A 22115-nucleotide genomic window follows, 5' to 3' on the forward strand; every position below is an offset into this window, starting at 1 on the left:
CTTTTACTATGCACCAACAACTTTTTGAGCAGCTTCTGCTAAGCCAGGGATAGCTAATGGGTTAGCATACAACACTAAGAAACCAATAGCGATTGAGATAGCAGCGAATGCATCTACGAAAGCAGCAACAATAAACATACGACCAAGTAGCATACCACCTAGCTCTGGCTGACGAGCCACGCCCTCTAGATACTTACCACCCAACACACCAAAACCTATCGCAGTACCTAATGCTGGTAAAGAGATTAGTAAAGCAACCGCTATAGCAGTCAAACCATTTAAGTTACCTAAAACCTGTAAAGACATATCCATTTCTTATTTCTCCTGTTTTTATTTAATTTTATTTAGGTTGATTTAAACTTAGTGAGCTTCCTGCGCCATATTTAGGTAAACCACAGTTAGCATCATAAATACAAATGCTTGTATTAAAACTATCAATATATGGAAAATAGCCCATATTCCACCAAGCGTCCACTGGAACCACCACGGTAACAGTGCAATCAAGATAAATATTAACTCTCCTGCAAAAATATTACCAAATAAACGTAGCGACAGCGAAACTGGCTTAACTATCTCATCTACAAGCCTAAAGAATATATTTAAAGGGAATAACCATATCCCGAAAGGAGAACTTAAAATCTCTTTCAGCAAACCAAATCCTTTAGCTTTAAGATTATAAAAAACCACCAAGAAAAATACCGCGATAGACATCGCAAAAGTAACGTTAGGATCTGCTGTAGGCACCACCCTAAAATACACATCATGACTACTTGTGAAGAAGCTAATAATCCAACCAAAAAGATCAACAGGGAGTAAATCCATCAAATTCATAAGAACAACCCAGATAAAGATTGTTAAGGCCAGTGGCGTAACAAAATCTCTTTTGTGATGATAGTTTTCAGCAACCATACCATCCATCCATTCCCATACTGCTTCAATCATATTTTGAAACCTTCCTGGAACTCCTGCATTAGCTTTTCTTGCCGCCATAAACATAGCTAAGATGAATACAACCCCCAAAACCCCACTAACTAGCAAAGAGTCGACATTTAACTGCCAGAAAGAACCTTCGCCAAGGCTTATTTGCCAATGATGTAAGTGATGCTGAACGTACTCAGTAGCTACTTGAGAACCTGCCTCTGTATTTGCCATTACATATCCACCAATAATTTTTAAATATTTTTTGTATTTAACAACCCTAAAACGTGCTTATCTTACCCTTCTAAACAAGATAGGCACAAAACATACGACCAATTGTAACAAAAGTAATCCAAAAATGTAAGAAAATAATTTGGGTTTGACATAAACTGCCAACAGTATTGTAATCAATGCTACAATGCCCAATTTTAGAAGCTCGCTCATATAAAAAATGACTATCTCAACTCCTGGACTGAACTGCTTTTCAACAAACAATCTGAAGAAAAAAACAAAATTGGCTAAAAACATTGTTGCAGCACCAAACGCAAAAGAATTAGCGTATACATATCCATATATTGACAAAATCACAAGATATCCAACGATACCCAAACAAAACTGAATTAAAATAAATCTTTTCTCATTTATCCTAATATTTGACAACACAACTCAACTATCACTGTTAATAAAAAATATTAAAGCTATGATATCAAAAAAGCATATATTTAACAAAGAAAAGCTTTAGGCTTGATTTATATATTACTGGAACTTAAAATTATATCCTTAAACTACCTAAAATAGACACGGTATGGAACAAAAAATTCACAACATTCGCGGATATGCATGGATAATAATTGTACTTAGTTCTTTCTTGCTCTTTGACAAATATATTATGCAAGTATTTCCAAGCCTAATTACTGATGATATGATGTCCAGCTTTCATACCAACGCCACTCAAACAGGGGCGTTAGGCTCAGCTTTTTTTTGGTCGATAATTATCTGTCAGCTATTTCTTGCTGGCCCAATTATAGACAAATTTGGATTTAGACTAATAAGCCCAATATCAATAACTATCTCTGCAATAGGGGTCATACTTTTTGTTGTAGCCTCAAATCTAGGTAGCTTAAGCATGGCATATATTGCTAGAATTATTACAGGGCTAGGAGTTTCATTTGCCACCATATCTTACTTAAAAGCTGTTTCCGTTTGGTTTGAACCCCGTAAATTTGCATTCGCTGCTAGTTTTTTAGCAACTGCAGCAATGATTGGCGCACTCTGCGCACAAGCACCTCTAGCATACCTAATAACACTATGTGGCGACTGGAAAATGGCTATGCTTCTATTCGCTGTTGCTAGTTTATTTATCGGTGTTCTTTACTATATAGTTGTACGTGACTTTAACCCAAAACAGCCTGAAGCTAGCTCACCAAGTAATCAATTAAAAACATTAGATGCACTAAAAGAAGTTGTCAAAAATAAAAATAACTGGCTTTTAACTTTTTATGTAGGACTAAGCTTTACAGCTGTTGATGCATTTGCTGGATTTTGGGGCAATGCTTATTTTAGAGAAGCCTACCACATATCTCGTGAAGAAGCTGCTAGTATCATATCAATGATATTCATAGGTATGGCAATAGGATCTCCAATCATAGGAAAGCTATCTGAAATTCTTGATAGCCGAAAAGGGGTCATGATTTTCTTTCACATTATAGGGTCTATCGCCTTAAGCTTTGTACTACTAACCAAAACTAGTGCAACGCTATCAGCAATACTACTTTTCGTATTTGGCTTATGCCTAGGCATATACATGCTGTCGTTTGCAATAGGAAATCGTATAAACCCTATCGTTATCACAGCCACAGTAGCGGCATTCATCAATACAGGGGAACCAATATTAGGAGCTATCTTTGACCCTTTAATTGGCTATTTCCTAGACTGGTCGTGGACTGGAAAATACCTAAACAAAGCAGGAGAGGTTATTTCACAACACACAAGTCCAGATGATATTAAATATTTTGATTTAAGTTCATACCATTTTGCTTTTACAACTCTTGTGATAAGTATGGCAGCATCCTTGATAGTCCTATTATTAATAAAAGATAGTAAAGACTAAAAGGTATCTTACTTAAGCAACATGTCAAATCTTGAATCTAATTTAGCCTCGACTGTTACAAGCTTCTGTTGTTTCTCATCATAAAACTCTAGCTTTCCAGCATGAAGTAACAATTTATCCACACCCCTTGCTAGTAGTTTTTTATCTTTATCTATGTAGCCATATTTTTTGTCAGCTACAATAGGATGTCCCATAGCTTTAGTATGAACCCTGATCTGATGAGTACGGCCGGTTTCCAACTTAATCTCTAAAAGACTATAATCGCCAACTTTTTGCACCGATAATATTCTTGTAAGGGCTTTTTTACCTTCTCGTTTATCAACTTTGACTATTCTTTGACCATCTTTTGTCTCTCTACGACTCAAAGGTAGGTCAATCATTAAAATCTTTTTATCCCAATAGCCATGAACTAAAGCATAATAAATTTTTTTCACTTTACGTTCTTTGAAGATATCAAAGAAATATACTAGTGAGCTATGTTTTTTAGCCAACAGTACACAACCAGAAGTTTCTTTATCGAGTCTATGCACCAAATCTAAACGTCTTGCTTTGGGGCGCAACTGTCTCAACCTTTCTACTAAGCCAGAATTGACACCGGACCCACCATGAACAGCCATACCAGATGGTTTATTTACAATAATATAATCATCTGTCTCATATAAAATTCGTTGTTCTAAAAAATCTAAATGTGACCTAGGAACCTTTATATTTTCTACTTTTTCATCTAAATTGAATGGCGGTATCCTAACGATATCCCCCGCACTTACACGAGTTGTCTGCTTAACTCTTTTTTTATTTACACGTAATTCACCCTTGCGAATCCATCGGTAAATAAGCGGTTTTGGCAAGCGAGAATATCTACCTATTAAAAAATTATCAATCCTTTGCTCTACAATATCTTCAGCAACTTTAATAAGCTGAACCTTATTCATTTGAGATACCAAAATTATTATTCTGCATATCGTTCAGCCTACTTATCGTTCTTTGAAACTCGAATCTTAAACGCTCACCTTTATAAAGCTGAGTAAAATCATTATTCGCCAATATAACAACTTTTTTATTTTGATCATAAAACTCATCAATAAGGGCAATAAAACGTCGCGCCATATCCTCATTATACTGATCAAAACCAGTCAGATTATAAATAAAAACTTGTTCATACTTACTACAAATATCAATATAATCATAAGAGCTTCTACCATCACCACAAATAACCTTAAAGTCAAAACAAATATCCTTATGGCTTATAAGTAGCGCAGCAATTCTTCTACCCAAAACATCTATACTTAGATCTTTATCAAAGTGCTCATTTCTAAGGAAAAACTTATCAAAAAAGTTTTTACGATTTTGCTCGTTATATGGGTAAAGGTAATTTAAGTATTCCGTAGGCAAACGAAACCTATAATCAACACCTGAATCTAAATTCAAAACATTAACATTTTTAATAAGAATATCTATAGCTGGTAAAAATAGCTCTCTTTGCAAACCTCTCTTATATAAATTTTCAGGCTCAATATTCGAGGTGGCTACAAGTATTACACCAAGCTTAAACAATTCTGTGAAAACACTTCCCAAAATCATAGCATCAGCAATATCTTCTACAAAGAACTCATCAAAACAAATAATTCGCATATCCTTAGCCATATCATATGCAACCTTCGATATGGGGTTCTTATAACCTTGATATTTCCTTAATTCTGAATGAATCTCCTTCATAAAATGAGAGAAGTGCTGTCTTCTTTTTTGCTTAATAGGTAAATTATCAAAAAAAATATCCATGATGAAGGTTTTACCTCTACCTACACCTCCCCACATATAAAGTCCTTTGATATGAGAATATAATGACCTCTTGAGAAAACCGAACTTCTTTTTCTTATCTACTGATATCTGATTCATTATTTCCTGCAAATTCTTTATAGCCTCAAGCTGCAAAGAATCCACTTTTAGATTAAGTTCTCGAACTTTTTGGAGATAAGCGTTCTCTAATTTCATTATTTGACTTCTTTATCTTTAACTAAAACTAATAGGAAAAAAGACACAAACATGCTAAAAACCAAAATCAAAAAAGCATTATGATAAGCACTTATATGAAAATACCTATGAGCGCCTTCCGTAGCAACATTTGTAATTTGATTATGAATATCTATATATTGACCAGTCCATGTCAGATCAAGTAGATGCCCTATAAGAGGATCGAATAACGCACCTAGTAATGGCTCACCTGTGTTAATTAAAGCAGCTACAGTAGCGGCCACAACTATTGGGTTTATGCGATTACCTATGGCAAAAGCTAGCATATATACCCCCAGGCAAAATCCAAATACAAACAATAATGCTCCTGAAATTCCGGGAGTGAGCTTAAATTGTAAAACCAAAGCCAAACAAATTGTTGCAATTATATGGAAAATGACCATAATCTTAACTCTACTATCAAATTTCTCAGAAAGCTTACCAATAACAGGAGAGCCTATAGCAAGTCCAAGAAACATCATAGATACAATAAATGAAGCTTCTTTAGCAGGAATTCCATATAACTCCCTGAAGTAGTTATTACCCCAAATACCACCAAAAACATCTATCGTTGTAAATGTTAATCCCGTATATAGTGTAAGGTACCAATTATTCTTGTTCATAAGTACCTTTTTTATACCAGCGAGAGTTCCTGTATTCCCTCTAGTATCATTAGCAAATGATGCTTCAGGGTTATAGTCTCTTACCAAGGCAAGATATAGCAAAGCCATAACTATACTAAAGCATGCATAACCAATTAAGGCCCTATGCCATGACCCTGTAATTTCAATAAGATAAACAAGTGGAACTTGTCCTAGCAAAGCTCCCAGCATTGCAGCAGTCATCAAAAAACTACAAACAAAGGCGAATTTACGTGGATCGAACCAAACTGCTGCTGCTTTAATATAACCAACAGTAGCAAAAGATGCTCCTATTCCAATCATTAATCGAGAAACACAGCCAAGCGCAAAACTATGAATATCTGCCGAAAGAACAAATAATATTAGTCCAATTGCAGAAAGAATCAGTGAAAAAAAACTGACTTTTCTAAACCCTAACTTGTCTATAATTGGGCCGGCTACAAAAAACTGACAAAATACTACTGACCACAAAAATAGCGATACCATAGCACTCATTTCTGTAGCATTTATCGAAAAACTAGTCATCAGCTCATTTGCTATAAGACTAGGAGATACATTCATTATGTATTTATCAATCAGTAAAAATGAGCTCAGACCCACAACTATCCAAGCATAACCTTTTATATTATGTAACTTCATATAACTATTTTTTCTAGAAAATTTATTAATTCATTCAAATGAATTTGCTCTTGCGGCTTATCTTGTTGTAAATATTTCACACCAACAGCTTGTTGCAACAGTTCATCCTGACCAATTATCACAGCAATTTTAGCACCAGACTTATCTGCCTTCTTAAACTGCGACTTAAAGCTACCGAATTTCAAATCCATACCTACCTTTAGCATAGGTAACTCTTGGCGTATACTCTCAACCGTCAGCAACGATCTATGCAACTGACTACTATCTAGCACGAAAAAAACATCGCAAGCATCATTATTTAGAGGAAGCTTACCTTCACTTTCAAGTAAAAGTATTAATCGTTCTAGACCAATAGCAAAGCCGATAGCACCAGTTTTTTGACCGCCTAAGTTTTCTACTAAATTATCATAACGACCACCAGCGCATACTGCTGCTTGAGCACCCAACTGATCTGTAGTCCATTCAAAAACCAATCCGCTATAATAATCTAGACCTCTGACTAGGTTCTGATTAACTCGATAGTTAACTCCTAAGTTATCAAGATACTCACATGTCTGCTCAAATCTCACCAATGAATCTTCATCAATAAAATCAATAAGCTTAGGAGCATTCAGCAATATCTGTTGAGTTTGCTCATTCTTAGAGTCGAGTATTCTCAAAGGATTCTTATCCAACCTCTTGATAGAATCTTCATCTAGTTGAGCATGATATGGTTTTAGATACTCTAACAGTGCTTTAGTATATTCTTGTCTATCAGAACTAGATCCCAGACTATTTAACTCCAACTTTACACATCCAGAAATACCCAGCTCTCTAAATAAGTTCCAGCTAATAGTAAGAATTTCTAAGTCTATCGCAATATTATCATAACCATAAGCTTCAACACCAAGTTGATAAAATTGTCTATACCGACCTTTTTGAGGTCTCTCATAGCGAAACATAGGCCCAGAATACCAAAGCTTTTGTGTTTGCCCCCTATTAGCCAAACTATTCTCAATTACCATACGCACACAACCGGCCGTACCTTCAGGTCTGAGCGTTAGACTTTCTCCACTTCTATCTACAAAATCATATGTTTCTTTTGAAACTATATCTGAAGTTTCTCCGACACTTCTATGAAATAGCTCACTTTTCTCTAAGACAGGTAGTCTAACTTCATCATAATTATATTTACCAAGAATTGATTTTATTTTTGACTCTAGAAATTGCCACTTAAAGCTATCGGAAGGAAGAATATCATTAAAGCCACGGATAATAGTAAGTTTGCTCATAAGCTACCTACCTTAATTTTTCAACTTTAGTTTCTGTAACACTATCTTTATAGTTTTCTTGTAATGACTTATCATCTTGTTTAATTATCTTTGAATCAGCATCTAATGCTTGTTGGATTTTTCCTTCCATCTCCATTCCGTAATCAAGAGATTTATCATAAATAAACTTAAGATTTGGAACTATTCTAAGATTTAGTGATTTAGCTATAGATGATCTAAAAAAACCCTTTGACTTATCAAAAGCTTTAGATATATATTGAGCTTCCTGAATGTCTAAGCAGGTATAGTATACCTTTGCATAAGATAAATCCTTAGAAAGCTCTATCTCTGTAATAGTTGCAGTAGCAAGCTTGGGATCTTTAATTTTTGTACGCAATAGTAAAGATATTACTTTTTGTAACTCACTCGCCACTCGTTGCACTCTACCTTCTGCAGCCATAACTATAACTCCTTAGCAACCTCAATAACTTCAAATACTTCTATCTGGTCACCTTCACGGACGTCATTATAATTCTTGACACCGATACCGCACTCCATACCTTTTTTAACTTCATTAGCATCATCCTTAAATCTCTTAAGTGACTCAAGGCTACCTTCATAAATAACCACGTTATCTCTCAAGACACGAATAGGATTTGTACGTTTAACAGTACCTTCAACTACCATACAACCAGCAATTGAACCAAATTTAGAAGATCTATAGACCTCCCTAACTTCCGCAATACCAATAATTTGTTCTTTCATTTCTGGAGATAGAAGACCAGTCATTGCTTTTTTAACATCATCTATCAAATCATAGATAATATTATAATAACGAAGCTCTACACCATCTGTTTCAGCAAGCTTTTTCGCAGCACCATCAGCACGCACATTGAAACCAACAATCACAGCCATAGACGCAACTGCTAGTGTCACATCAGAAGAAGTAATAGCTCCAATTCCACTTGCGATAATATCAACCTTAACCTCATCTGTCGAAAGTTTAAGTAAAGACTCTCTAATTGCTTCAACTGAACCCTGCACATCACCTTTAAGAATAATTTTAAGAGTTTGTTGTTCACCTTCTTTGCCCATATTGCTAAACATATTGGACAACTTAAGTGCTTGCTCTTGAGCTATTTTAGCTTCTTTCTGTCTTTGAGATCTTTGTGCTGCAAGCTCTTTAGCCTTCTTCTCATTATCAATAACGACTACATCATCACCAGCTGCTGGAACACCAGACAGACCAAGTATTTCTACAGGAGTAGCTGGACCTGCTGTTTTAATCTTCTTACCTAGATCATCATGCATAGCTCTGACTCTACCGTACTCAGTACCACACAAAATATTATCGCCTTGCTTAAGACTACCATTTTGAACCAGTACAGTCGCGACTGGACCACGCCCTTTCTCTAAGCGAGATTCAATAACAACACCTTCAGCCAAGCCCTCAGCAAACGCCTCTAATTCCAGAACTTCTGATTGTAATAATACAGCATCTAATAGTTCAGCAACACCCTCACCAGTTTTAGCGGAAACATTAGCAAACATAACGTCTCCCCCCCAAGATTCTGGAATCACATTACGCTGAGCTAACTCACCAATAACCCTATCTGGATCAGCTTCTGGTTTATCAATCTTATTTACAGCTACAACAATTGGAACACCTGCTGCTTTAGCATGCTGAATAGCCTCTTCAGTTTGAGGCATAACCCCATCATCTGCGGCAACAACTAGAATCACAATATCTGTACTTTTAGCACCACGAGCACGCATTGATGTAAATGCCTCATGTCCCGGAGTATCTAAGAATGTAATCGATCCTTTACTCGTTTCAACAGAGTATGCACCAATATGCTGTGTTATACCACCTGCTTCTCCTGCTACAACCCTTGCTTTACGTATATAGTCCAACAATGAGGTCTTACCGTGATCCACATGACCCATAATAGTCACAACTGGTGCACGAGAAATCTTTTTATGCAAACTTCTATCAACTGTAGTAACGGCTTCTTCAAGAGCATTTTCATTATGTAATGTATACTTATGACCCATTTCTTCAACAATCAGAACAGCTGTCTCCTGATCTAATGACTGATTAATCGTAGCCATCACACCCATATTAAACAATACTTTAACAATTTCAGCACCTTTTACAGCCATTTTATTAGCTAAATCACTAACTGTAATACCTTCATGTATTTCAACTGTCTTCACTGTATTTTCAACAGGTTTTGTAAACTCTTGTTTTTTAACTTTAGGAGCTTTTAGTTTACCTTTTTTACTGCCGAACTCATCAAATGAATCCATATCACCTGCAAGCTGTGACAATTGTCTTGGATTAGCCTTTTTGAAGCCTTTACCACCAGCTTTTTTAGCCTTTGATTTTCTCTCTTCCTCTTCCCTCTTGTACTTAGTATTACTATTAGCAGGTTCAGAGAAAACTTTCTTTGTAGCTTTTTTCTTAGCTTGTTTAGCAGCGGCAGACTTTTCATCGTCTTGAGACTTAGCTTCTTGTACCTTAACTTCAGGCATTGATGTGATTTTAAAGCCACTATCTTTGACAACAGGTTTTGAGACAGGTTTTGAGACAGGTTTTGAGACAGGTTTTTCCTGCTTTTGCTGTTCAGCATTAACATGTTGCTCTTGAGCATTCACACTATCAGCTACTTGATTTTCTTTACTATCAACTATTGGCTTAGACTCTTCAGTATTAGACTTCTCTACTTTTATAGCAGGTTGTTCTTCTACCTTCTTTGCAACTCGTCTCTTTTTCTTAACTGATACATTTATCTTATGTTTACCATCAAGCTTAAGTGAAGTCACTTTCTTCCTAGCAACTGAATTCTTTGTACTATTAATCTTCTCTAAAAGAGTCTTCATCTCTTCTGGACTTAAAGTATCTTTTTCACTATTCTTTTCAATACCAAAAGATTTAAGCTGATTCAGCAAAGTGCTTACATCTTTATTTGTTTGTTGTGCCAACTGCCCAACTGTAATTTCTGCCATTTCCCTCTCCTTTGTACTATTTTGATTCGTACTTCCTATTCAAACCAAGGGGCTCTTGCTTGCATTATCAAATCTGTTGCTTGTTTTTCATCAATAGCAACAATATCAAGCAACTCATCTACAGATAGCTCTGCTAGATTTTCCATTGTTACTACATTATTTTGAGCTAACTTATTAGCCAGCTCCGCATCCATACCTTGCATATTAAGCAAGTCTTCAGCAGGCTTCTTACCACCCAACGCCTGAGATAATATTACAGCTTTTGCTCTCTCTTGAAGTTCATCTACTATCTCTTCATCAAAACCTTCAATCTCTAGCAACTCATCTCTATCAAGATACGCTAAATCTTCCAATGTTTCGATACCTTCTTCGATTAACACTAGTGCAAAGTCATGATCAATATCCAATGCATCCACAAACTTTTCAACTATCGTCATTTGTTTCTCTTCTTGCTCAGTATCAGATAAAACATTTATCTTCCAACCAATAAGAGCGCTCGCCAATCTAACATTAACCCCATTCTTACCAATAGCTTTTGATAGGCTTTCTTGCTTAACTACGATATCCATTGAGCTAGTTTCTTCATCAACATTTACTTCCAAGATATCTTCAGAGTCAACTGGTGACAAAGAGTTGATTGCATATTGAACCATATCCTCATCCCATAGAATAACATCTACCTTTTCACCATTTAGCTCACTCATAATAGAGTGTATTCTAGATCCTCTAACACCAACACAAGCACCACATGGATCTATTCTCTGATCATTACTTTTAACTGTTACCTTTGATCTAAAACCTGGTTCACGAACAACATTTACTACGTTTATCAGCTCTTCTTCTACTTCAGGAACCTCAAGCTTAAACAATGCCTTAAGCATCATATTGCTAGCACGACTAAGCATAACTGTGCTTGGTTTGCCAAACTCATCAACCTCGACATTCTCAACACATGCTCTAATCTTATCACCAACACGGAATCTTTCTCTCGAAATCAAGTCTTTTTTAGGTAGGATACCTTCAGCGTTATTACCAAGATCGATAACAAGGATCTCATAGGTTGCTCTTTTAACCTCTCCGTAAACAATATCACCAATTTTACTTTGATAAAATTTAGCTGTTTTCTCTCTTTCAAAATTTTTGATTTTTTTCATTAAAATCTGTTTTGCCATAGTAGCAGCAATACGCCCATATTCTTTAACCTCGACAGACTCACGTATTACGTCACCAGCTTTAACATCATAGCCCTTTTCTTGTGCAACGTCTTCATAAAGTTCTTTTGAATAATCAATCAAATCTTCATCTTCAGAGACGATATGCCAAACTCGATCTGCTTTGAAATCTCCTGTAACCCTATCGATTTTAACTTCGATATTCATGTGCTCATCAAGCTCTTTTTTAGTTATAATAGCCAATGCTTCTTCCATAGCCTCGAACAAAAGATCTTTTGAAATATCTTTTTCATTTGCTACAGTCTCTAATACTAACAATAATTCTTTGCTCATACCTAATCCCTCTATCTAACTAAAATCTGGCGAAACTCTAAACTTCTTAAGCTCATCAAAATCAAAACTGACTTCTTTACCATCATCAAGCTTTAGAGTAACATCATTGCCTTCAACTCTCTCAAGCACACCTTTAAATTTTGTTTGAGACTCAACTGGTGTTAAAGTAACTGCCTTAACATTAAATCCTATCAAAGCTTGTGCTTGAATAATATTAAAAATTTGGCGATTCATACCCGGAGAAGATACTTCTAGAACATACTTATCTGAGATAGGATCTTCCACATCAAAAATTGCACTTACCTCTTTACTTACAACCTGACAGTCATCAACTGAAACACCATTCTCATGATCAATAAAGATACGTATTGTAAGCTTACCAGTACCTACAACCTCTATTCCCCATAAAATATAGCCTAAATCAGCTGTGATGGGTTCTACTATTTCATACAAATCATCTAGTAACATTTTCACCCCTTAGATTTTGCATACCCTCTAGATAGCAAAAAGGCCCTTGAAGGGCCTTTATAAAATAAAAACTTTTGGTAGCGGGGGCAGGATTTGAACCTACGACCTTCGGGTTATGAGCCCGACGAGCTACCAAGCTGCTCCACCCCGCGTCTATGAGAATATATAATAACAACATTTCAGTAGATGTCAAGCCTTATAATAATCTCTTTTTTAAATACTAAACTCTCTTATAGCATCTATCATAACTTTTACATTGTCAGGGTCAATATCAGGATATATCCCATGACCTAAATTTACAATATAATTATTCAGCTTATCTGACTGGATAAACTCCATACTTTTCTTAACCGTGCTTCTGATACTATCAGATGTGCCATACAAAAATGCCGGATCAAAATTGCCTTGCAGAACTTTACCTACACCTATTCTATGGCGTGCTTGATCTAGAGTTACACTCCAATCAACGCCGACCCCATCACATGACTTATCTTTAAACTCATCAAAAAAGTTTGAGCCACCCTTTGTGAAGAAAACCACAGGAACATTAGATTTCTGCTTAACATTTTTAGCAATATACTCCATATACTTTAATGAAAATTCCTTATACTGCTCTAAAGGTAGAATTCCTCCCCAAGTATCGAAAATCATTAAAGAACTAGCACCAGCTTTGACTTGCTCAAGTAGATAAATCACTGTTATGTCAGCTAACCTTTGAAGAAGTGCGTGCATCAATTGAGGATTTGCATACATCATTTTTCTTAGTTTACTGAATTGTTTTGAGCCAGATCCCTCAACCATATATGCAGCAAGTGTCCATGGACTTCCAGTAAAGCCTATAAGGGGTACATTTATAGCAGCCTTCGTAGTTCTAACCGCATTATAAACATACTCCAAATCACCAACACTATCTTCTGCTGACTTTAACCTATTTAAATCCTTTTCTGACTCAATAGGATCTGAAAATACAGGACCAACACCCTTGATAAATTTCAGATCCATACCCATTGCTTCAGGAATAGTTAAAATATCTGAAAATACAATTGCAGCATCAAGATCATATCTTTCTAGCGGGTGTAGTGCCACCTCACAACAAGCATCTGCATTGCGACACATATCCATAAAGTTCTCAAACTTTGATCTTACTGCACGATATTCTGGTAAATATCTACCAGCTTGACGCATTATCCATATCGGTGGTTTTTCTAATTTCTCATGCTTAAAAGCATCCAAAAACAACTCTCTCATACTTAACATACCTTTAAATTTATTATGAAGGACTATTTAAAAAACTTGTCCATTTTTCTGTAACCTATAGCTTCTTGAATTGCTAGTTTTTCAATTTTCTTGCATCCGCTTAAATCTGCTATTGTTCGAGCAACTTTGAGTATTTTATAGTACCCTCTGGCTGATAGTCCAAGCTTTTCTATAGCTAGTGTTAGCATTTTTTTACTTTCTTCATCAAGGTCACAAACCTCATCTAGCTCTTTACTTGTTAGCATTGAATTTATTTTACCTTGCCTAGTAATCTGGATATCTCTCGCCTTTTTAACTCGCTCCCTAATTATACTACTTTTTTCGCCTCTTAACTCTTGATTTGTTAGATCCTCTTTTGCTAGCTCAAGAACCTCAACCTGCAAATCAATTCTATCCAAAAGAGGTCCCGAAAGCTTACTTTGATATCTTCTAATTGATTGAATTGAATCTGAGCACTCTTTATACTGCGATCCTAAATAGCCACACGGACAAGGATTCATAGCAGCTATCAATTGGAAGTTCGCTGGATACTCTACCTGACACTTTGCTCTAGAAATATTTACAACTCCCGTCTCAAGAGGTTCTCTTAAAACCTCTAGAACCTTACGGTCAAACTCTGGCAACTCATCAAGGAATAACACGCCATTATGAGCTAAAGATATTTCACCAGGCATAGGATTACTACCTCCTCCTACCAAAGAAACACCTGAAGAGGTATGATGAGGATGGCGAAATGGTCTTTTATAAAAACTTTCTGCTATCCCTGATTCACCTTTAATTGAAGCAATCATCGCTGATGAAAGGGCTTCTTTCTTGTCTAATGGTGGCAAAATAGAATTAAGCCTACTAGCAAGCATAGTCTTACCAGTTCCCGGTGGACCAACTAAAAGAATATTATGACCACCTGCTGCTGCAATTTCCAAAGCGCGTCTAGCCTGATATTGTCCTTTGACATCTTCTAAATCAGAATACAATCTCTCAAAGTCAATATCTTGTAATTGCTCTACCGAAGCTTTATCGTCACCAGATAAAAAACCTACGATTTCTTTTAGAGTTTCAAAAGAATAAGCACAAACATCTTCAACTAAAGCAATCTCTTTTTCATTATGAGTAGGTATCACAAGTTTTTTGTTATTCGCAACACACTTAATAGCCATCGGTATCGCACTAGAAATTTTCCTAAGCTCACCACCTAGAGACAACTCTCCAGCAAACTCGAAATCTTCAACATTTCTAACAATATTTATTTGGCCTGATGCATATAAAATACCTAATGCTATAGGCAAATCAAATCTTCCACTACTCTTAGGTAAGTCTGCAGGGGCAAGATTAATTGTGATACGTTTATTTGGAAAATTAAATCCCGAGTTTATGATAGCACTTCTAACACGATCTTTGCTCTCTTTGACAGCTGCCTCTGGTAAGCCTACTATCGATAAGCCAGGCAGACCATTTGACAAATGAACTTCTATCGAGACAAGCGGTGCTTCAATACCCAATTGAGCTCGACTTTTTAGAATTGCTAAAGACATCTCACTCTTTCTCAGCTATTAATTTATCCAACTTAGCTTCGATCTGCTCTAATTTTTGACGTGTTTTCAAAAGAATTTTTTTCTGTATTTCAAACTCTTCTCTACTCACCACATCAAGTTTTTTTAAACTTTTATTAATAATATTATCTTTCGAGTTTTTGATTACATCATTGATTGGACCTAAAATTTCTTTCATAGAAAAACAGCATTAAATTATCTTTACATAAAAGTATAAAAGTTATGACAAGAATAGGCAATAAACTATTGAAACTTAAATAACGTTAGTAACTTGAGTAAGAACACCAAGAAGAAGCATTGGCATAATACCTAAGAATAAAAGAACTAAACCATTGATACTTAGTGCTATAAGAGATGTCATTGGAGGCTTAACTGTCTCATTATTCTCTGGCTCATCAAAATACATAGTTCTAATAACTCTTACATAATAGAATGATGCCACAACAGCCATAAATAGCACAAAACATGCCAATACATAACTGCCATCATTAATTAAGCCCATAATAACAAATAATTTTGCTATGAAACCACCGAATGGAGGAATCCCCGCCATAGAGAACAAAACTATCAGCAGTATAAATGCTAACCAAGAGTCTTTTGTATTGAAACCTTTTAGATCTTTAAGATCTTGAACTTCATAACCGCCAACAGAGATTGTAGTTAATACCCCAAATGCTGCTAGAGTAGTAAAAACATAAACTATTACATAGAAACTAGCTGCTGTTAAGGCATAACCTTGCGGATTAAGGGTAGTAGCTAATAAAACAAAACCTATTTGCGATACTGTAGAATAACCCAAAAGTCTCTTAACGTTTGTTTGCGATAAAGCCACTAAACTACCAAAGAATATCGACAATATACCTATAACTCTGAATAAGTATATCCAAGAATCTTTAAGCGATGGAAAGCCTACAAATAAAATATTAACAAGCATAGCAAATGCTGCTACTTTTGGAATAGTCGCAACAATATTGGCAACGGCATTTGGCGCCCCCTGATAAACATCCGGCAACCACATATGAAATGGGAAAGCTCCTAACTTGAATAAGAAAGTTGCTATCATCATAACTAAACATACAAGTAAGAACTGCTGCTCTAAGCCTGTGAAATTTCCTTGTGAAAGTGCAGTTGCAATATCAGTAATATCAAGTTGGCCTGTCATACCGTATACAAATGACATACCAAATAACAATAAAGCTGAAGCAATAGCTCCTAATACGAAATATTTAATAGCAGCTTCAAGGCCTGTACTAGAATCTCTATAAATTGCTATTAGTGCATACATTGGTAATGACAATAACTCTAAACCAATATAGATTGTAACCAAACTATGTGCAGCTGTAAGAACCATCGCACCTAAGACACACAGCATCAAAAGTGTATAAAAATCACCATCTGATATTTTTCTATCTTTCACATACTCTCTTGAATATAGCGCCACGAATACTGCCAATACAAGTATCACTAACTGTAACGTATAAGCAAAACCACTGAATACAACTTGCCCCTCAAAAACAGAGCTACTATTTTGGATTAAGTATTCTTTGGCAAAAGTAGCAACAAGAGCAAGTAGCGTAAATACTTGAAAGAATATGTAGTTAATATTCCTAATTTTACCGTGTAAAAAAAGCCCAGAAAACATTACAACTATCACACCTAGTGCTAATAGTATTTCTGGCAATATATAAAGAATTGATAAACTCATAATCAAAACACCACCCTATAGAGATAAACCAACAATATTAGCCGAAGCAGCTTCTGAAAGATGCAGTATCGGCTCTGGATAAAAACCAAACAATAAAGTTGGTACCGCTAACAATATAAATACAAATAGCTCCATCTTATTCAAATCAGTCAGGTTCGCTACTTGCGTAGATACCACTTCTCCAAAAAACACCCTCTTATACATCCATAGAGTATAAATTGGCGCTATAACCAAAGTTAAACCAGCAATTAATGCTATTAATGGAGAGTACTGGAATACAGCCAACAAAATCATAAACTCGCCGACAAAGCCACTAGTGCCTGGTAAACCTACATTAGCCATACAGAAAAGTAAGAAAAACATTGCGAATATTGGCATAGTCTTAGCCACACCTGAGAAATCTGATATTTCTCTTGTATGCATTCTTAAATATAGATAGCCAATACCAATAAACATACCACCAGAAGAAAACGCATGAGCAATCATCTGAAATACAGCACCCTGTAGTGCTAATTGCGCATTAGTTGTACCAAGTACAGGATCGGCACTCTTAAGTATGAAAATAGAGAATAAACCTAATGTAACAAGACCCATATGCGAAATTGATGAATATGCTATCAGTCTTTTGACATCAGTCTGAGCAACTGCAACCACACCTACATATACAATAGCTATCAAAGACATAATTATCAGTACGTACTCTAATGATGCTGTAACTTCAGGTAGCATTGGTATTGCGAATCTTAAGAAACCATAAGCACCTAGCTTAAGCATAAGTGCTGCAAGTATAACAGAACCTCCAGCTGGAGCCTCTGAGTGAGCATCTGGTAACCATGAATGGAACGGCCACATCGGAATTTTAACAGCAAAGGCTAAGAAGAAAGCACCAAATATTAACCATTGAGCAGTAAGTGTAAACTTAACAGAGTCTGCCAACCCATTTGACTGAGCAGCCCATGCAATAAAGTTTTGGATTGAATAGGTGTCTGCACTTACCAATAAGTCAGCTGGAGATGCCGCTACTCTTGTTTGAATATATAAAATCGCAGCTAGTAAAAATACCGAACCAAAGAAAGTATACATAAAATATTTAACAGCTGCATATGCTTTGTTCTTACCACCCCAAATACCTATACCTAAACAAGTTGGAATCAATAACGCTTCCCAAAAAACATAGTAAAGTATAGAGTCTGTTGCACAGAAAACACCATTTGTCAGACCACAAGTAATCAAAAATATCGCCATGTATTGTCTAACTTTTGTTTTGATAGAAGTCCAAGCTGCTAGAACAATAACTAAAGTAGCAAAACTTGTTAAAACAATAAATAAAACTGAAAACCCATCAACACCTAGACCATAATAAATATCATGCATGCCAAATACCTTGAACCATTTTGCTGATTCTTGGAACTGCATTGCAGAACTACTATAATCAAAAGATGCCACCAAAGGTATGCATAAAGCCAAAGTTAAACAGCTAAATACCAAAGCTACCCAACGTGCAGCATCACCATGCAACTCTTTTGTTCTTGTCGCTAATACAACAAAGCCACCAACTATTGGAAGCCAAATTATTAAACTTAATAAGTAATTACCTAAATTCATAATACTAGTTTACCCTCTACCTATACTGATATTAGCAAAATCATAAATAACAACACACCGACCATCATTACAAAAGCATAGTCAAACAGATATCCACGTTGAATTTTTCTAAAACTATCACCAGTATGATAGATCAGACTAGATGTGCCATGTACAATTGTTTTATCTATGATAAAGATATCTACTGCTTTCCATAGGAAAGTACTAATAGCCAAGAAGATATTAACAAATACAACATCATAAAGAGTATCAATAAAGTATTTCTTAACTAAAATATGATAAACAATACCAAACCCAGACTTAGCATTTGCAAGCACTCTTGGTATAACTGGCAACCATATATACAAAATATAAGCCAAAGCCAAAGCGCTAAAAGCTAACCAGAATGGTACTGTTGATATTGAATGTTTTATAAATGCTATAGAACTAGCTGTAGCAGGTTCACTAGCAAGATGAGCTGTAACAGATTCTCCACCTAGTCCTGCCTGAATATATGAAGTTATAGTATCACCAAATAAACCATGATTTTGCGATAAAATACTTGTGAAGAAATACTCTCCAACGAATACTGAAGGTATAGCCAATAATACCAGTGGAATTAGTATACTAAACGGCGACTCTTTGATATGAGACTTCTCTTCTTCTGACATTCTCTCTTTACCATGGAATACCAAGAAAAACATTCTAAAAATATAGAAAGATGTCACAAATGCACATGCTAATACCATGTAGTACGCAAACTGGTGACCGTATACAGTCGTAGACTGCGCCGCTTCAATAATTAAATCCTTTGAAAAGAAACCTGAGAATGGCGGTAATGCTGCAAGTGCCCAAGCACCTATAAGCATACATAAATATGTAACAGGCATATACTTTCTTAAGCCACCCATTCTACGAATATCTTGCTCGTGATGCATCGCAACTATTACAGAACCAGCCGCCAAGAATAATAATGCTTTAAACATAGCATGCGTCATCAGATGGAACATCCCAATAGAAAATGCTCCTGCGCCCTGAGCTACCATCATATATCCAAGCTGAGAAAGTGTACAATATGCAATTACTCTTTTTATATCTGTCTGTACTATCGCAATTAAGCCCATAAACAAACATGTAATCGCACCAATAATAAGCACAAAACTTAGTGCAGCAGGTGATAGTACAAACATTGGAGAAAGTCTAGCAACCATAAATACACCAGCTGTAACCATTGTAGCAGCATGGATTAGTGCTGAAATTGGTGTCGGACCTTCCATTGAACCCTCTAACCATGAATGTAGCGGAAATTGAGCAGATTTACCCATAGCACCAATAAAAAGAAGCGAGCACATCAATGTAACAGGGCTGAAACTCAAACCTAAGAAGTGAATAGTTTGAGTATTATCAATATTTGATAAAGCTGCAAATACCGTTGTATAGTCAACAGATCCAGTATATAAAATAACCGCCCCAATACCTAACAAAAAGCCTAAGTCACCAATCCTATTTACGATGAACGCTCTCAAGCTAGCAACGTTAGCCTTATCTCTATTAAAATAAAAGCCAATTAATAGGTATGAAAATAAACCAACACCTTCCCATCCAAAAAATAGCAATAAGAAGTTATTGCCCATAACTAGGCAGAGCATTGCAAAGGTAAATCCTGAAATATATGCAAAAAATCTTGCATAGCCTTCTTCACCTTTCATGTAACCAATAGAGTAAACATGTACTAATGTTGATACAAAAGTTACTATCAACATCATGTATACAGTTATTTTATTTACAGTAAAACCAACATCAAATGTAAACTTATCTGAAATCGGAGCCCACTGATAATAACTTACAGAATAAACTTCTGATCCAGCAAAAACACCATAGGCTAAAATTACACTAAGGATAAAAGAAAGACCACATAAAGAAATTGTAAAAAAGTTAACACCTGCATTCTTTACAGACTTGCCACCAAATCCAGCAATCAGAGCACCAAGCAATGGTGATAACACTATGACTGCTATTAGTACAGCTGCTACTTGAGTATTTATTATCATAGCTTGCTCTTAACCTCTTAGTGTATTGAGTTTACTTAAATCAATAGTTTTACGTTTCCTAAATATTGCCACAACAATTGCCAAACCAATTGCTGTCTCAGCTGCTGCCACAGCCATTATAAAGAAAACAAAAACGCCACCCATCGCTTGATGGTGCATATTAGCAAATATTAGAAAATTAGTATTAACTGCTAGAAGCATTAATTCTATAGACATTAAAAGTATAAGAATATTTCTTCTGTTAATAATTATGCCCGCAACACTTATTACGAATAGCAATGTACTAAAAATCAAACCATTCGTAACCGAAACTGAAATACTATTCATCTCTAGCGCCCTCTCTATTACTTGGTATCTTAACCATAGTTAGACGATCTTTTGCTCTAACTTTGACCTGCTGTGCAGGATTTACAGACTTGTTACCTTTACGCTTAGATCTCAATGTTAGTGTAATTGCTGCTGTCATTGCTGCTAATAAAATAAAATCAACCAACTCAAATACATATAGATTGCTATTATCAAACATAGTTAATCCTATAACCTTAAGTCCACCAACACCACCTTGCATAGAGTCTCCCGCGAATACTTTAGTAGCGGCATAGCTAATCACTGTAGCAAATATTGCACAAACTATAATAGCTGCAAAAGCATAGAAGAATCTCCCTACTCTACCTTGTTTCTCTACGTGTAGATCCAACATGAATACCACGAACAAAAACATTACTAGAACCGCACCTACGTATACGACTATCAACAATAATGCCAAGTATACTTGCTGAAAAATTATCCATACAGCTGCCGTAAAGATGAATGTGAAAATCATTGCTATTACAGAGTTTACTGGATTATTTGCCAAAACCAGCACTAAAGCAGAAATAATAGCCAGTGATGCAAATATGTAAAATAAAATATCTGTTACTACCATTTCTCTACCTAAAATCCTTATCTTGTAATCTATCAGCTGCTATCTGCGCTTCATATTTATCACCAATAGCTAAAAGCTTAGCCTTTGTCATAATATTTTCACCACGTTCTTCAAAGTGATACTCAAGAATATTAGTCTCAACAATAGAATCCACAGGGCATGATTCTTCACAATAACCACAAAAAATACACTTAAATAAATCTATTTCATAACTAGATGTTCTACGTGATCCATCCTCTCTCTCAGTAGAGTTGATTGTAATTGCTAATGCTGGACATACAACCTCACACAACTTACAAGCAATACATCTTTCTTCACCGTTCTCATAACGTCTTAAGGCATGCAACCCTCTAAACCTATTAGAGATAGGAGTTTTCTCATCAGGATATTGCACAGTAACCTTACGTGTAAAAAAGTGCTTACCTGTGACCTTCATCCCTTTTAGAAGTTCCCAAAGTAGAAAGGTTTTAAAAAAACTTGTTATATTTCTCAT

21 protein-coding genes and 1 tRNA gene are annotated in these 22115 nt (G+C 35.7%); 1 reads left to right on the top strand and 21 read right to left on the bottom strand.

Annotated elements, in window-relative coordinates:
* Positions 1–6: 6 nt before the first annotated feature.
* The 3 genes from F3D57_RS00770 to F3D57_RS10465 are packed head-to-tail and all read right to left on the bottom strand — an operon-like array spanning position 7 to position 1581.
* Positions 7–312 (bottom strand): F0F1 ATP synthase subunit B, encoded by a 306-nt coding sequence (locus tag F3D57_RS00770; protein WP_013922329.1) that lies wholly within the window; start codon positions 310–312, stop codon positions 7–9.
* 48 nt (positions 313–360) lie between these two features.
* Positions 361–1152 (bottom strand): F0F1 ATP synthase subunit A, encoded by a 792-nt coding sequence (atpB, locus tag F3D57_RS00775; protein WP_150464865.1) that lies wholly within the window; start codon positions 1150–1152, stop codon positions 361–363.
* Positions 1153–1209: 57 nt separating this feature from the next.
* Positions 1210–1581 carry an ATP synthase subunit I gene (locus F3D57_RS10465; RefSeq protein ID WP_146420905.1) on the bottom strand — a complete coding sequence of 124 codons (372 nt, stop codon included), beginning with the start codon at positions 1579–1581 and terminating at the stop codon, positions 1210–1212.
* 142 nt (positions 1582–1723) lie between these two features.
* Between F3D57_RS10465 and F3D57_RS00785 the strand changes: the two genes are divergently transcribed.
* A complete protein-coding gene (locus F3D57_RS00785; protein ID WP_013922326.1) occupies positions 1724–3028 on the top strand; it encodes an MFS transporter in 1305 nt (434 codons plus the stop codon).
* A gap of 8 nt (positions 3029–3036) precedes the next feature.
* On the opposite strand, the gene F3D57_RS00790 is transcribed toward F3D57_RS00785, so the two are convergent.
* The 18 genes from F3D57_RS00790 to nuoI form a co-directional block, all read right to left on the bottom strand.
* Positions 3037–3960 carry an RluA family pseudouridine synthase gene (locus tag F3D57_RS00790; protein ID WP_013922325.1) on the bottom strand — a complete coding sequence of 308 codons (924 nt, stop codon included), beginning with the start codon at positions 3958–3960 and terminating at the stop codon, positions 3037–3039.
* A complete protein-coding gene (zapE, locus tag F3D57_RS00795) occupies positions 3953–5020 on the bottom strand; it encodes a cell division protein ZapE (protein ID WP_150464866.1) in 1068 nt (355 codons plus the stop codon). The genes F3D57_RS00790 and zapE overlap by 8 nt, the downstream gene beginning before the upstream one ends.
* Positions 5020–6318 (bottom strand): MFS transporter, encoded by a 1299-nt coding sequence (locus tag F3D57_RS00800; protein WP_146420909.1) that lies wholly within the window; start codon positions 6316–6318, stop codon positions 5020–5022. The genes zapE and F3D57_RS00800 overlap by 1 nt, the downstream gene beginning before the upstream one ends.
* Positions 6315–7589 (bottom strand): histidine--tRNA ligase, encoded by a 1275-nt coding sequence (hisS, locus tag F3D57_RS00805; protein WP_150464867.1) that lies wholly within the window; start codon positions 7587–7589, stop codon positions 6315–6317. The genes F3D57_RS00800 and hisS overlap by 4 nt, the downstream gene beginning before the upstream one ends.
* Positions 7590–7596: 7 nt before the next feature.
* Positions 7597–8028: a 30S ribosome-binding factor RbfA gene (gene rbfA, locus F3D57_RS00810; RefSeq protein WP_149368871.1), complete on the bottom strand. Its 432-nt coding sequence runs from the start codon at positions 8026–8028 to the stop codon at positions 7597–7599.
* A gap of 2 nt (positions 8029–8030) precedes the next feature.
* The gene (infB, locus tag F3D57_RS00815; RefSeq protein ID WP_150464868.1) at positions 8031–10577 is read right to left on the bottom strand and encodes a translation initiation factor IF-2; all 2547 of its coding nucleotides are present in this window, start codon (positions 10575–10577) and stop codon (positions 8031–8033) included.
* A 35-nt stretch (positions 10578–10612) separates the two neighbouring features.
* A complete protein-coding gene (gene nusA / locus F3D57_RS00820; protein WP_150464869.1) occupies positions 10613–12082 on the bottom strand; it encodes a transcription termination factor NusA in 1470 nt (489 codons plus the stop codon).
* A gap of 15 nt (positions 12083–12097) precedes the next feature.
* Positions 12098–12550, bottom strand: a complete 453-nt coding sequence (rimP, locus tag F3D57_RS00825; RefSeq protein WP_013922318.1) for a ribosome maturation factor RimP — start codon at positions 12548–12550, stop codon at positions 12098–12100.
* A 75-nt stretch (positions 12551–12625) separates the two neighbouring features.
* A tRNA-Met gene (locus tag F3D57_RS00830) sits at positions 12626–12702 on the bottom strand.
* A gap of 61 nt (positions 12703–12763) precedes the next feature.
* Positions 12764–13798: a uroporphyrinogen decarboxylase gene (gene hemE / locus F3D57_RS00835; RefSeq protein ID WP_150464870.1), complete on the bottom strand. Its 1035-nt coding sequence runs from the start codon at positions 13796–13798 to the stop codon at positions 12764–12766.
* A 32-nt stretch (positions 13799–13830) separates the two neighbouring features.
* Positions 13831–15339 carry a YifB family Mg chelatase-like AAA ATPase gene (locus tag F3D57_RS00840; RefSeq protein ID WP_150464871.1) on the bottom strand — a complete coding sequence of 503 codons (1509 nt, stop codon included), beginning with the start codon at positions 15337–15339 and terminating at the stop codon, positions 13831–13833.
* Position 15340: 1 nt separating this feature from the next.
* Positions 15341–15535, bottom strand: a complete 195-nt coding sequence (locus F3D57_RS00845; RefSeq protein WP_012280351.1) for an accessory factor UbiK family protein — start codon at positions 15533–15535, stop codon at positions 15341–15343.
* A 75-nt stretch (positions 15536–15610) separates the two neighbouring features.
* On the bottom strand, positions 15611–17062 hold the full coding sequence (locus F3D57_RS00850) for an NADH-quinone oxidoreductase subunit N (RefSeq protein WP_004286964.1): 1452 nt from the start codon (positions 17060–17062) through the stop codon (positions 15611–15613).
* 15 nt (positions 17063–17077) lie between these two features.
* Entirely contained in the window at positions 17078–18667 is a 1590-nt protein-coding gene (locus F3D57_RS00855) for a NuoM family protein (protein WP_004286963.1), read from the bottom strand.
* A 20-nt stretch (positions 18668–18687) separates the two neighbouring features.
* On the bottom strand, positions 18688–20697 hold the full coding sequence (gene nuoL / locus F3D57_RS00860) for an NADH-quinone oxidoreductase subunit L (RefSeq protein ID WP_150464872.1): 2010 nt from the start codon (positions 20695–20697) through the stop codon (positions 18688–18690).
* Between the two features lie 9 nt (positions 20698–20706).
* On the bottom strand, positions 20707–21024 hold the full coding sequence (gene nuoK, locus F3D57_RS00865; RefSeq protein WP_004286961.1) for an NADH-quinone oxidoreductase subunit NuoK: 318 nt from the start codon (positions 21022–21024) through the stop codon (positions 20707–20709).
* Entirely contained in the window at positions 21017–21622 is a 606-nt protein-coding gene (locus F3D57_RS00870; RefSeq protein WP_013922313.1) for an NADH-quinone oxidoreductase subunit J, read from the bottom strand. Before F3D57_RS00870 ends, nuoK begins: the two co-directional genes overlap by 8 nt.
* A gap of 4 nt (positions 21623–21626) precedes the next feature.
* Positions 21627–22115 (bottom strand): NADH-quinone oxidoreductase subunit NuoI, encoded by a 489-nt coding sequence (gene nuoI, locus F3D57_RS00875; protein ID WP_012280348.1) that lies wholly within the window; start codon positions 22113–22115, stop codon positions 21627–21629.

Origin of the sequence: Francisella sp. SYW-2 (genome assembly GCF_008711475.1) — a bacterium.
GTDB lineage: Bacteria > Pseudomonadota > Gammaproteobacteria > Francisellales > Francisellaceae > Francisella > Francisella salimarina.

Excerpts from the sequence above, each read along its gene's own strand:
- F3D57_RS00840 (WP_150464871.1), bottom strand. The coding sequence starts at position 15,339 with ATGTCTTTAGCAATTCTAAAAAGTCGAGCTCAATTGGGTATTGAAGCA.
- infB (WP_150464868.1), bottom strand. The coding sequence starts at position 10,577 with ATGGCAGAAATTACAGTTGGGCAGTTGGCACAACAAACAAATAAAGAT.
- hemE (WP_150464870.1), bottom strand. The coding sequence starts at position 13,798 with ATGAGAGAGTTGTTTTTGGATGCTTTTAAGCATGAGAAATTAGAAAAA.
- nuoL (WP_150464872.1), bottom strand. The coding sequence starts at position 20,697 with ATGATAATAAATACTCAAGTAGCAGCTGTACTAATAGCAGTCATAGTG.
- F3D57_RS00850 (WP_004286964.1), bottom strand. The coding sequence starts at position 17,062 with ATGAGTTTATCAATTCTTTATATATTGCCAGAAATACTATTAGCACTA.
- F3D57_RS00845 (WP_012280351.1), bottom strand. The coding sequence starts at position 15,535 with ATGAAAGAAATTTTAGGTCCAATCAATGATGTAATCAAAAACTCGAAA.
- F3D57_RS00770 (WP_013922329.1), bottom strand. The coding sequence starts at position 312 with ATGGATATGTCTTTACAGGTTTTAGGTAACTTAAATGGTTTGACTGCT.
- nuoK (WP_004286961.1), bottom strand. The coding sequence starts at position 21,024 with ATGAATAGTATTTCAGTTTCGGTTACGAATGGTTTGATTTTTAGTACA.
- F3D57_RS00800 (WP_146420909.1), bottom strand. The coding sequence starts at position 6,318 with ATGAAGTTACATAATATAAAAGGTTATGCTTGGATAGTTGTGGGTCTG.
- zapE (WP_150464866.1), bottom strand. The coding sequence starts at position 5,020 with ATGAAATTAGAGAACGCTTATCTCCAAAAAGTTCGAGAACTTAATCTA.
- F3D57_RS00785 (WP_013922326.1), top strand. The coding sequence starts at position 1,724 with ATGGAACAAAAAATTCACAACATTCGCGGATATGCATGGATAATAATT.
- nuoI (WP_012280348.1), bottom strand. The coding sequence starts at position 22,115 with ATGAGAAATATAACAAGTTTTTTTAAAACCTTTCTACTTTGGGAACTT.
- F3D57_RS00870 (WP_013922313.1), bottom strand. The coding sequence starts at position 21,622 with ATGGTAGTAACAGATATTTTATTTTACATATTTGCATCACTGGCTATT.
- rimP (WP_013922318.1), bottom strand. The coding sequence starts at position 12,550 with ATGTTACTAGATGATTTGTATGAAATAGTAGAACCCATCACAGCTGAT.
- hisS (WP_150464867.1), bottom strand. The coding sequence starts at position 7,589 with ATGAGCAAACTTACTATTATCCGTGGCTTTAATGATATTCTTCCTTCC.
- rbfA (WP_149368871.1), bottom strand. The coding sequence starts at position 8,028 with ATGGCTGCAGAAGGTAGAGTGCAACGAGTGGCGAGTGAGTTACAAAAA.
- nusA (WP_150464869.1), bottom strand. The coding sequence starts at position 12,082 with ATGAGCAAAGAATTATTGTTAGTATTAGAGACTGTAGCAAATGAAAAA.
- atpB (WP_150464865.1), bottom strand. The coding sequence starts at position 1,152 with ATGGCAAATACAGAGGCAGGTTCTCAAGTAGCTACTGAGTACGTTCAG.
- F3D57_RS00790 (WP_013922325.1), bottom strand. The coding sequence starts at position 3,960 with ATGAATAAGGTTCAGCTTATTAAAGTTGCTGAAGATATTGTAGAGCAA.
- F3D57_RS00855 (WP_004286963.1), bottom strand. The coding sequence starts at position 18,667 with ATGAATTTAGGTAATTACTTATTAAGTTTAATAATTTGGCTTCCAATA.